Origin of the sequence: Neorhodopirellula pilleata (assembly GCF_007859915.1) — a bacterium.
GTDB classification, from domain to species: Bacteria; Planctomycetota; Planctomycetia; order Pirellulales; family Pirellulaceae; genus Rhodopirellula; species Rhodopirellula pilleata.
This window is the reverse complement of sequence record NZ_SJPM01000019.1, coordinates 72614-83825: the sequence shown is the minus strand read 5'-3', so window position 1 is coordinate 83825 and position 11212 is coordinate 72614. Positions and strand designations below refer to the sequence as shown.

Annotated in this window: 9 protein-coding genes; 4 read left to right on the top strand and 5 right to left on the bottom strand. The window is 55.3% G+C overall.

The genetic code is table 11. The annotated features are described in order from the left end of the window. Positions 1-279 precede the first annotated feature (279 nt). Positions 280-555 carry a hypothetical protein gene (locus Pla100_RS26985; protein ID WP_146581924.1) on the top strand — a complete coding sequence of 92 codons (276 nt, stop codon included), beginning with the start codon at positions 280-282 and terminating at the stop codon, positions 553-555. A 125-nt stretch (positions 556-680) separates the two neighbouring features. Then, complete coding sequence (locus tag Pla100_RS26980; protein ID WP_146581922.1) at positions 681-1121, top strand: hypothetical protein; 441 nt, start codon at positions 681-683, stop codon at positions 1119-1121. Positions 1122-1151: 30 nt separating this feature from the next. Here the strand turns inward: Pla100_RS26980 and Pla100_RS31970 are convergent, their stop codons facing one another. After that, positions 1152-1364: a hypothetical protein gene (locus Pla100_RS31970; RefSeq protein WP_231603678.1), complete on the bottom strand. Its 213-nt coding sequence runs from the start codon at positions 1362-1364 to the stop codon at positions 1152-1154. Between the two features lie 501 nt (positions 1365-1865). Between Pla100_RS31970 and Pla100_RS26970 the strand changes: the two genes are divergently transcribed. Continuing rightward, the gene (locus Pla100_RS26970; RefSeq protein WP_146581918.1) at positions 1866-2201 is read left to right on the top strand and encodes a hypothetical protein; all 336 of its coding nucleotides are present in this window, start codon (positions 1866-1868) and stop codon (positions 2199-2201) included. A gap of 361 nt (positions 2202-2562) precedes the next feature. Beyond that, positions 2563-2802, top strand: a complete 240-nt coding sequence (locus Pla100_RS26965) for a hypothetical protein (protein ID WP_146581915.1) — start codon at positions 2563-2565, stop codon at positions 2800-2802. Between the two features lie 202 nt (positions 2803-3004). Here the strand turns inward: Pla100_RS26965 and Pla100_RS26960 are convergent, their stop codons facing one another. From Pla100_RS26960 to Pla100_RS26945, 4 genes are all read right to left on the bottom strand, one after another. Further along, on the bottom strand, positions 3005-3862 hold the full coding sequence (locus tag Pla100_RS26960; protein WP_146581913.1) for a hypothetical protein: 858 nt from the start codon (positions 3860-3862) through the stop codon (positions 3005-3007). 28 nt (positions 3863-3890) lie between these two features. After that, positions 3891-4508, bottom strand: coding sequence for a hypothetical protein (locus tag Pla100_RS26955; protein WP_146581911.1), 618 nt, complete (start codon positions 4506-4508; stop codon positions 3891-3893). 566 nt (positions 4509-5074) lie between these two features. Further along, positions 5075-6016, bottom strand: a complete 942-nt coding sequence (locus Pla100_RS26950; protein ID WP_146581909.1) for a hypothetical protein — start codon at positions 6014-6016, stop codon at positions 5075-5077. A 70-nt stretch (positions 6017-6086) separates the two neighbouring features. After that, a complete protein-coding gene (locus Pla100_RS26945) occupies positions 6087-11210 on the bottom strand; it encodes a hypothetical protein (protein WP_146581907.1) in 5124 nt (1707 codons plus the stop codon). Between the last annotated feature and the right edge of the window lie 2 nt (positions 11211-11212).

Genomic DNA, 11212 nt, shown 5'->3' with positions numbered 1-11212 from the left:
AGGTTACGTTGTACTTCACCCATCGCGTGATCCTGCTTTGCGTTTGAGTTGGTTGTAGTGAACCGATAAACGTAGCGTTTCACGCGATGGTTTCTACCCTAAAGGCGCGCTTGGTGAATAAGGCGGGCTGAGATTTCTTTGCGGAATTCAGGAGACTTTCTTGGGAATCCCGGGGATTTATCGGGAAATTCTGGAACGCAGATGTCCCTTAACAGTGAAGGACCTGCGAAGTTTTTCGCGGGAGCTGGAATGTAAAGAACCTCACCCCTGGAGAGCAAAATGAACGCCTTTGTATTGGAGGAGCATCGTAACCTGTTTAGAGACGAACAAGCTTTCCTCGAGTTTGCTCAGGCAATTCGAGCAAAGCTCAAGGAAGATTTTTCCCCAGTCATGTCCGACAAAGAATTTGTTGGAGCTTTTGTTTCGTCTGAAGCCGCGAAAGAACTCATTTTCGATCGCATCGCAAAGAGACTATCCCAAAAGCCCTCGATTCTTTCAGAGGTGCAAGATCGGTTAGAGAACGATTCGATCGTCGATCTCGACGACATTAGTTAACCAGTGTTTTTCGTCATTTCCATTGAGAACTGACGCAAGCTGAACGTAAAAAAATTAATCAACTGCGAGGACCGCCAAATGAACAAACTACATAACTCGATAAACTTTGATCGGAGGAAATCCGGATGTATCAGATCAAGCTTCGCAGTAAAGCGGCTTCGGAAATCCAACTTGCTAAAGAGTACTTCTTTTTCGATCGCGTCACGCATTGGCTCAAGCAGTTAGCGGATGAAGCCGAGCATGGCGAATCTCACATGTCAGGAGATCTTGATGAGTTTCTTCATGCCATCAACGAGGTTGAGCGGTCTGCGGACGACTTTCGAAAGGGACATTGGACCGAGTCGTTTAGGAGGTTCCGAGATGCAACCGTGATGGACAGGATCCGAATGCTACTGGTCTCACTGCGTCGGAGAGAACCACCTTGGCGAATGGCCGTGGCCGTCACGTGGTTTACTGGCATCTTGGACAGTCTCGATGCAGAGGTCCATGTTTTCTACGAGATTGACCACCTAAACCGACTAATCATCATTAACAAGTTCACTGGATTACCAGGTCAAGGCCACTGAAGCCGACAAGAAATGCTGGACTCCCATGACTTAGCGAGACAACTCGTCAACCACTTCTGCGAGGGCGATTGTGACGTTGAAACGCTTGCGAAACGTATCGATTATCATGCCGCCTTCATTCCAGAGGAAGGCGTTGACGGTATCGCCGCATTGATGTTCATCGAGTGCAGCAATGAGATTAAAGACGCCGGGAAACTCAGCCTGCACAAGATCACGATGGTGCTCAGTCGCGTGCAAAAACAAATTTACCGCTCGTGTCATGAGCCAAGGACGGAGAGCCTTGACTTCATTGATCCGATTGAGGTAACTCGCTCAACGTCGTCAGACGACTTGCGGTCAATGCTAAAGGAGATCGAGAGTTTACTCAGCTTCACCGAATTGATTCTGTTTCAGATGCGATTTGTTGATGGCCTTGGTCTTGAGCAAATTGCTTATAATTTAGGACACTCCAAAAGCAGGGTTCACCGTGATGTCCTAGCGTTACGTCAAAGGTTAATTGAGAAACTAACCTAGCTCTCTATCGCTATCGCGAGATAGGAAATCCTATTACTGGCCACGCTTAGCAGTGGTCTCTGGTAAACTTGTTCTGACGGATCTGGCTACCCGATTCTCCCGCACACGGACTTTGGAGTGACAGCTAAATTTCGATGCACGAACTATCCCTGTACCTGCTGCGCCTGCATGGGTTGCTTTTTTGCTAACCTCGACTGAACCTTACTCAACCGAAACGAAAGTGAAGTTTGAATGGCTGACAACAAAAACGACATGGACAATACCGACTATCATCACACAAGGCTTGAAGCTGGTACAGCTTCTCAACTAGACGAGCTAATTCTTGCCAAGCAGAAAGAGGGGTTCGAACTTGTCAATGCCGTGTACGACGGTAGAGCATGGCACGCGTTTATGAAATCATCGCTGATCAACTGCGACTTCCAGGTTTTGAATGAGCTCGAAACTCTAAACTCTGGCATTGGCATGCTTATAAATAACGAGCCCAAATTTGTGACGACTGGGCACCTCGACGAAGTAAAGTCAGTTTTGGAATGCGTTTTATCTGCTCTTGAAGGAAGCCGTGATTAGTGCTTAGCAGACGAAGGAACGCCGAAAGCTTTGCCGGCAGCGTCGCGGACGTCGCCTTTAACCTCCGGTAAATTTGCCGGACCTTTTTGGCCTCGCCCTTCGCTGAGTTTCTGACGTTCCTTGGCCTGCTTCTCGTAGATATATCTTGCCCGCGCCGCACAAATGGACACTCGACTTCGTGTACGCTACCGGTGGGGCCGCAACAAATGTCGCGTCGCTCATCGGAGACGACGTACGAGTCCGATCCACGGGCGTGACCAAGAAGCTTTTTTGGAACTTTGAATTTAGACGTGGCCGTTCCGTGTTTGGCGGCACTATCCGACATAGACTCCCACACATTTGATCCCATGCCGAGGAAGGTATCTTGAGCTCCTACGACGGAAAGCGAATCTACAAGTTCATGTCAGCATCTCAAGCGGTGTATGTCGTCAAGGGCAACAAGGTGCACAAGTACATGAGCGCTAGCCAACCCGAGTTTGAGATACGCGGCGACAAGATTTACAAACACATGAGCGCGTCTCAGCCGGTTTATGAAATACGGGGCGACAAGATTTACAAGCACATGTCAGCGTCACAGCCTGTCTACGAAATCCGCGATTGAGATGGAACGGCGTAGCACGAGACTAACCTTTATTCTTTCCAACGTCGCTTGATGGATACCCATCTCGCGTATGAGCAGACTGCCAACCATCAAGTCCGCCAAAGCGGCGGCCCAGGATGCAATTGAATCGCTCCGGTGCATACGGCGGTGAGCGCGGAGACTCGACGGTTACAACTGTCACTAAAAGTCGGAAGTCTGCACGCTAAGTATCAGTTGAAACGTTTTCCAGCAAAGCGATGATGTCTGGTCCAGTCATCGTTGTTTCATCACTTGCTGAAAGTACGTCCGCAGCATGTTGGCGAGCTTCTTGCCGAATCTTATCCTCTTCCGATTTCTTCCACTGTTGTAGATCATTCTCGGCCTTTTTTGACACACTGTGGCGAAAGTAGGCTCCATAAATAGCGTATCCCAGCACAAAAACCGTTGATAAGAAAGCAATCCTGTATGGCGCGGTCCGAGTTGGGGGCGGCGAGTTGTCCGTGATTGGGATTTCTTCCTCGCTCCCTTGGCTGATCAAAACATCGTTTTCGCCAGGGGCCCAATCAGCCATCGGCATTGTTAACTGAATTCCGAACCTCTGGCCAGGTTTTAGCGGTGATGTCCTGTTGGCACCACCTTTCTGGGTAGTCACAATGATTCGGTCGGCTGTTCCATCCTTAGTGAACTCAACTTGACCAGCAAACAAAGACTCCGCCTTGATTTTGCTACGTTCGTCTGGTGTTAGACAAACGACTATCCTTACGTCTTCAAGATCTCCCGGGCCTCGATTTTCAACCTCATACCTTACGTGCGTTACAGGGCTGCACAGGTCGTCGGAAATGCTCCCATCTTGTGGAACTGGTGCAGGCGGCACTATTTCACGTGAGAGTTCTGAGGGGAAAGCATCTTGGCTGCTGAAATAGACGCTTTGACGAGCGTACGGGCGAGTTGCAGCTTCCTCGTAGTAAGAATACGCGAGTGTCAACACAAAGTAGATAACGCCAATGAGGGTCGCTGGCGTAAAGGCTTCCTTCAGAAAACCAATGAGCCAGTTCCAACACTTCTCGATACTGCCATTCATTGGCTGACCAAGCTAGGTATAGCTGTCTTTATTTCTCGCAAGCTTCCCAAACCTGATCAAAAATGCCGATAAGATTCATGGCTTCCTTGGGGTCGTTGAAGCAGATTTGCGCGGGGATCTCTGGTTCGACATCAGAAAACTTTTCGCCATCGCAATAATCGTGGGGTGCCTCTTTTCGAAAAGCTTGATCCCCAACCACATAGAAATGGTTTAAATCTTCACCGCCCCGTCGCGTGCCGCTTTTGATAACTCTGCCAGCAGGATGATCGGTAATTGGTGAAAGTCGGCGTTTGACACTGCCAGAAATGTGGTCATTCCAAACCAAAATACGGATCGCTCCGCCTGCGTCAAGAAACTGGCAAACCTGTTTTGTCCAATCTATGTCGTAGACATTTGAGGTGATTGTTCCCGTGAACAAGCGAATCTCAGTTTGCGAATCTTCCTGCGATTGCTGGCATTCCAGGGCAAATCGGGTCAGCTCGGCAACCGCACATCTGCTGTGCCAAGGTAATTCGTTCGGAATAGCCGTTTCGCTTCGCTCTTCTCTCGCCGTTGAAAGCCAACGTTTGTACAGTTTTACAGCGTTCGGGGACGGGAGCATTGGATGTGGTCTATCTGAGAGTTTTGGGTTTTCAACCTGAACCACGGTGATCTTAGCCTTGGATACTAGTTCAAATGAATCGGCAGATGGGGGATCGCCGAATAAAAAAAATACTCCCGGTCGAACATCTTGCCAGAACCTGCGGCTTTGAGGGTAAGTGGATCTGGCGTTCTGATGTTGATCACCCTACTGTTGCGGGTGTAGCAATCGTAGGGAACCGTCCAGGTTACACAAGGCCAGGCTGAGATGTTTGCTAACAATTCATGGCAGCGATTGTGCCGAAATGGTCAAAATTCCTGGGAATTTACAAAAAACAACTGGGAATGGTGTTGAATTTGACCCTTTTGAGACTCTCTTTGGCGCTTTCGACAGGTGCTTTAAGGGGGACTTGCGATTTTCCGGCTAGGTTCTCAGATTATGCCACGCATCGGCGTGAGATCCATTGCGCCAATAATCATCCAGTAATGACCCAACGCATTCTCGTTGCGAGCGTTTGATTACCCGCCGCGCGGTTTGAGTAGGCGCCAGCCGCCCTTTTCGTCTGTTTCTACCAAAGAACCGACGCAGTCACCGGGCTGAGTCGGCCGCAGGACCGTGCCCGTCCGTACTCGCTAGACAAACTGCCCGAAAACGGTGGTGATGTCGTTGGCCGGGTACATCGGCTGTTTCTGGTTCCCGCTCGATGGCTTCTTGTCCATGAACGCCTTACGGAACGTCGGCGGGCTCGATGATCGGTCCCACAAATGGTTCCAAGTCAGTTTGACGAGGCTACTCGCGGTCGGCGTGGATGCCGTTGAATCGGTGTTGTACGTGCCGATTCGTTCGCGATAGTTGAGCGTGACTCGGTAGTCGAATTTGCCGTCAGACGTGAACCGGCGGGAGATGGCGAAGCTTTCAAAAAGAACCGATTCGGCCGGGGCACTCGGGAAGAAAGGGTGGTCGGCCGCAAAGGCGGTCTTGTTGACGTTGCCGCAAATACTACGCATGTACGCGTAGGGGATTTTCGCGGGGGCTACGTGGTGGCGGGTGATCTGGTGTTGAACGTAAGCAATCAACAGCCCTGACGACACGGTGTCATCGAGAATTGGTTTTTCCGTGGACCCTTCCCAGTACATCGACGTGCCCGGCAGGGTCATGTACTCCGACCCGCCGATGATGTTGTGTTCGAGGTAGTCGAGCGGTTGCGGGTTCGCCGGGTCGGCCGGGATCGGGTACGGCAGGGCCTTGTACGTGATCTTGGCTTCCCATGCCGTGCGAGATGCCACGTCACCCACGACGCCGTTGGATCGGCTTTTTGGGACGGCTTGAACGCTATCCACAAAGAACAGCGAATCTCCTGCCAGTGTTGGATAGCGACCCGGGAACCGGTAGAGCGGCAAGCATTCTTCAATCAGTCGATCGATGTTAGCGAACGACGGGATAGCTGGATCCTCCTCACGCACAATCAAATGTCGCGTGATCGTGCGGCCATCGCGACTACCGGAAAAGGACGGTGATTCTTCGTCGCCGTCTTCTTCGTAACCGTTCCAGCCGCCTTGTACTGCTCTTACCATGTCATCCGATTTTTAGCGTCCCCAGGGCGATTCTATCGCCGGGGCGAGACCGAGGCAATTTGCACAGCGATCATCCGGGAGCGGCTCTTCCGAAACCGTCGCCTTCGCCGGTCTTCTTCTCGATCTTTTCCAAAGCGCCTTTCATCTTCTCCATCACTTTTAGCATCTGCTTTTCGGTCTCGGACGCCTCCGCCTTGTTGATGTTTCCCTGAACGAGTTTGCCGATCTCGGCAACGCCGGAGTATTGAACGGGCTCGGGCCGTTGTAGGTCTGGCCGATCCATGTCAACGCGGTTTACCCGTTCGCCGTTTTCGTTGGTCTCTTGCGAGAACTTCGGCCGCACCGATTCGAAGGCTTTTTTCAGCATCGGATTGTCGCCGATTTCGTTATCGAGAATCTTGCTGAACTCCTCGGGGAACGTCTTTTGAATCTCCTCGAATCGATTGTCAGTCGCGGCGTTGCGGTCGCCGATCGCGGATTGCTGGCCCTGTGTTTCCACTTGTTTGGCCTGCTGATTCAACCGGCCTCGCTCCATCTCTGCTTCGTAAAAGTCTTCCGGCTCCGCCTTCGTTGGGAACGCCCTGCTGTCGATCTGCTGTTCGGCAATCGCGGCCCGCTCGGCTTCGCTGGCCATGCCGACTTCGCGGGTGTTCTCGACCATCCGGTCGCCTTCACGACGCAGGTTCTCCGCCTTTCGCTTGGCCAGTTCCTCTTTCTCTTCCGCTTCGGTCAGACCTTCCGGCAGGATCATGTTGCGGGCTTGTTCGCTCTCGAATTCGGCGGCATCGGCGGCATACTCCAAGGCTTTTTTCTTGGCCGGGTCTTCGGTCTCGCTGGCCTGCTTGCGTAGCTGGACCGCTTTGGTGTCGGCTTCGATGATCGTGGCGCGTTGCTCTTCGACGCGGGCGGCCCGTTCGGCTTGCTTGGCCTCTTTGGCCTTCGCTTCGGACGCTTGCTCGTCGGCCTGCTTGGTCGCTTGTTGACCGGCCGTGAAGGCGGCTTCGTCGGCTTGTAGGTTTTCCAGTCGCTCGGGAGCGGTCAGGGCCGTTTCGCCGATCTGCTGGCCTTCCTCGATCGATCGCGGGAACGCTTCGGTGCTTTCGGGCATCGCGGCGAAGATCGCGGCCCGTTCCTCGGGGGTGGCTTGTTCGAGCTTCTTGATGTTCTGTTCGCGCAGTCGCTTTTGCCGGTTGGTTTCTTTGGCTACCAAGCGTTTCTGTTCCGCGTCGCGTTCTTCGCCGGTTAGCTCGGGCGATGGGGTGATGTTTTCGCGGGCGGTGGCTTCCTCTTGGGATGCGTCGAACGCGTAACGGGCGGCGACTACCTCGGCAGTCGTGGCGGTCGGGTCGGCTTCGATCGCGGCGAGGTCACGCCCACGCATCGCAACATCGGTTTGGGCTCGCTTCTCGTCGTCAGACATGGGCCGGGCGTCGAAGGCCCGTTCTTCGTCGGTTCGATTGTCGATCTCGGGCGGTGACGCGATCGCGGCGGATTGAACGACTTCGGTTAGAACGTCGTCGATTGCGGCGGCTTGTGGGATCTCGGCAGGGGCGACGGGTTGGCTCGGCGTGGATTCTTCGATGATGCCGTCTAGCATCTTGTCGAATGCCTCCCCGTCGCTCATCGGCTTGTCGGCCGGCGGAGTCGTCGAAACAAGCGTCTCCGGTCCTTTGGGTTGGGATGCGGCGGCTTGCTTGCGGGATTGGGCGGATCTCGCTTCTCGGCTCTCGATTGATCCCGAAAGGTCTTGCGGGGAGATAAGTTCCGTCGGTTCTTGGGCGTCTTCAAGCGTTCGCGGGAAAGCTAGGTCTTTGCCTTCGGCTCTCATCGCGATCGCGTCGCGTTCCTCGGGTGTAGCGTCTTGTAAGAGCCATTTGTTGCGGGTTCGTGTCGTGTTGGCCTTATCCAACTCATCGGCCGCTAGTCGCTCGCGCTCGTCTTTTCGGTCGTCGCCGGTGAATTCGGGTGACGGTGTGATGTTATCGACGAAGGTGGCGGCAAAACCAGCCTCATCGGCGGCGTAGCGGGCGGCTTTGAGGTCGACCGGGTTGGCGTTCGCGTCGGCTTCCATCGCTTCGACTTCGGCGCGAAGTTCGGCGGCTCGTTCGCGTAGTGGGGCACGCTTGGCGAACTCTTCCTCGTCGAACGCTCGTTCGTCGGCGGTTCGATTGTCGACCGGGGCGACGTTTGGCGTGATGGCTTGCGGTGGTTCGGTGGGTGCCGATTGCGGGGCGGGTTCGTCAGGATACCAATACTGCCTGACTTCGTCGGTGCTCGGCAGTGGATTCGCGGTTTGGGGGTCAGGGACCATGGACGGGAAGACGGGGTCTTCGTCGCCGATTTGGTTATTCGCAATTGCCGCTTGGACCTCCGGCGGTGCGGAGGCAAGGAATTCAATGTTGGATTGGCGGCGGTCGCGGTCTTGCTGGTTGCCTTCGAGGGCAGCAGCGTACTCCTCAACCTTTCGGTCTTCGCCGGTTCGCTCGGGTGACGGGATCGAACTGCGAAGTGATTTGGCTTGGTAGTCGAGCTTCTCGGCTTCGTACTCCAACGCGGCGCGAACGGCCGGGTCGGTCTCCCGCTTGGATTGTTCGCGGATCGCGTCGGCGTTCTTTTGCTGGTAGTCGGCTCGGTTTGCCGTTTGGATGTCGGCGATGCGTTCGGCTTCGGTTCGGTTGTCGCCGTCGGCCCGTGGTGGTGCGTTCTCTTCGATCGCGTCGACGATTGACGCGGAATCCATTTCAGGGGCACGGGCAGGGCGATCCAGCGTTTCGGCAAGATCTTCGATCGCGTCGGGAGCGGTGTAGCTGGTGAGTGTTTCCGATGGGCTAACGTCGGCCGGGTCGGCCGTGCTGGTCTTCGGTGGCACCGTGACCACGGTGGGCTCGGGAGTCGTGACGTTGACCTTGGGGGCTTCCACGACGGTCTCGGGGATCTCCGCCGGGCGATCGGGTTTGGTGGGGCCTTCGTCGCCGCCGGAAACATCGACGTCGGTGGTGACCTTCACGTCGACCGGGCCGCTGGTGGTGGTCGATGCGGTTTCGGTGCGGCGGGGTTGCGGGGCGTTTGGGGCTTCCGATGGCGTTTGTGCTGTGGTCGACGGGGCGCCGGGCTCGGCTGGTAGTTGTGATCCGGTGGCCGTCTTGTCGAGTGCGGGAAGCTCGTCGGCGATCGTGTTGAGTGAATCGGCAAGGCGTTGGCCTGCTTCGTCGATCGCGGACGTGGAGGTTTTCGGTTCCGCAGGCTGATCGAAGTTCTCGTAATTTACTGGTGGTTGGTTAAACGTGTCTGGGATGCGTTCCGGCCATCGCTGTTCGGACTTGAACCGCTGAAGATCGGTGTTTTCCTGTTCGCTAACTGGCATGTCGAATTCGATGCGAGTCTGAATGCTCTTGAGGTATGCCTTGACCTTTGAGTCAGAGATTTTTTCGATGTCCGATCGGTCAAGAACGCTTTGTGCAATGTCGCGGTCTCCGGCCATTGCCGAATCGCTCATCAATTGCTCGGCTTCTTCTCGGCTTTGCGGAATCGGGCGGGCGTTTATCCGGCTGGTGGGATTGTCGTCGGCGTCAAATACGTCCTGCCAGAAACCATTGACTGTGTCGTTCTTACCGGTGACAAACCTGGCAATCGTTGAGAGTACTCCGTCGGCGTCCTCACCGGTTGAGATACCTCGGAAGAGTTTCGCCAGCTCTGCCGCTGCGCCGACGGCGGCAAGGCTTGTAGCGGCGAGAACTTCCCCAAGTGATTCAAACTCACCGGCGGCCGCCATGGCGTTGATTTCACCAATCGCTTCGGTCAGAGGTTGGATAACCGGCCCGGCGGCGGTCTCTTTCAGGTCTAGCAGGGATGCATCCAATGCGGCGAGCTGCCCCGGTAGCGATTCAAGTTGTTTTCCCAACGTCCCGCCAAATGATTCACCAAAGCCTTCCAAGATTTGGTTCAAGGCGGTGTTGATGTCGATCGTTCCCTTCTGTGTGTCGGCGATAACGTCGTTGGCGTTCCGTCCCCCGAACTGTTCGGAGATGATGCGATTGATCGGGATCCCGAGTTCAGTGATCTGATTGAGGTTCTCCTTTGTAAGCTTTTCTTCACCTTTGATCTGACCGAAGACGACGGACAACCGGTTAAGTGCCTCTTCAATCGGGACCGGGGACACGGCAGCCGCTTCGGAGAGTTTTGCGATCGCGTCGGGGATGATCTTGGGATCAAACTGCGCCCCAGCGAGCGAGGCGGCCGAACGTGCAAGCGCGGCCTTGCTGAGTTGAGGAGCGTCTTTTCGCAAAGCCTGTACGGCTTGGAGCAACTGCGTTCCGGCCTGATCGCTCTTGAGAATCGATTGGAGCGTTGCTTCAATGCGTTGTGTCTGACCAAGCGAATCGATCCCTTCGCCGACCATGCCGATCCCGGCCCCGGCGGTTGCACCGACGATTCCGCCGGCGGTTGCCCCAAGGGGACCGCCAACGCTCGCTCCGAGTCCCGCACCGATGGCGGTCAGCGGACCGCCTCCCAGGAACGAGGCTGCGCCCGCACCTCCAAAGAATCGACCACCGGCACCGGAATAGAAACCGCCGCCAATGCCGGGTTGGCCACCGGCCGCACCACCACGGCTTCGCATGTTCACGTCGATCGGTTGGCTCGCTTCTTGTCGCAACCGGCGAAGATCGGCGCGAACGGGTGCGAGGTCGGACGTCGCACGGATTCTCAGTTGAGGAGCAACCAACGACGCCAACGCGGCTCGCGAACGGGCGACGCCGCTGGTTACGCCGGAAGTGTCGGCGAGAAGGCGAACCGTGTGCGATTGGCCGGTCAACGGCGTGAGCAACGAACGGACGCGTACCACGTCGGCGGCGAAGGTCGTCGTGTCGATTCGCATCCGGATCCGCTGGGCCTTCGTCAAACCCGCCATCGACGCGCGGTCGGCAACGATTTGAGCGTTGATTCGAAGCGGTTTGGCGAATTGCCGGTTGATCGCGTCGCGATCGATGTTGAGTTTGATCTTGGCGGTTGAAACCGCGTCGCGGATCGTTTTGGCGGTGCGTTTGGCTTCGCGGGTTGCGGCCGCTTGGTCGACCGTGATCCGGATCGGCTTGGTGCCGATGCTTTCGCTTGCGAGTTGTCGAGCTCTCTTAAGGTCCTGCCGGAGCTTCCCCATCTCGGCGCGTAAGGTTACGACATAGGCTTCTTCTGACATTG

Excerpts from the sequence above, each read along its gene's own strand:
- Pla100_RS26980 (WP_146581922.1), top strand. The coding sequence starts at position 681 with ATGTATCAGATCAAGCTTCGCAGTAAAGCGGCTTCGGAAATCCAACTT.
- Pla100_RS26985 (WP_146581924.1), top strand. The coding sequence starts at position 280 with ATGAACGCCTTTGTATTGGAGGAGCATCGTAACCTGTTTAGAGACGAA.
- Pla100_RS26960 (WP_146581913.1), bottom strand. The coding sequence starts at position 3,862 with ATGAATGGCAGTATCGAGAAGTGTTGGAACTGGCTCATTGGTTTTCTG.
- Pla100_RS26945 (WP_146581907.1), bottom strand. The coding sequence starts at position 11,210 with ATGTCAGAAGAAGCCTATGTCGTAACCTTACGCGCCGAGATGGGGAAG.
- Pla100_RS26970 (WP_146581918.1), top strand. The coding sequence starts at position 1,866 with ATGGCTGACAACAAAAACGACATGGACAATACCGACTATCATCACACA.
- Pla100_RS26950 (WP_146581909.1), bottom strand. The coding sequence starts at position 6,016 with ATGGTAAGAGCAGTACAAGGCGGCTGGAACGGTTACGAAGAAGACGGC.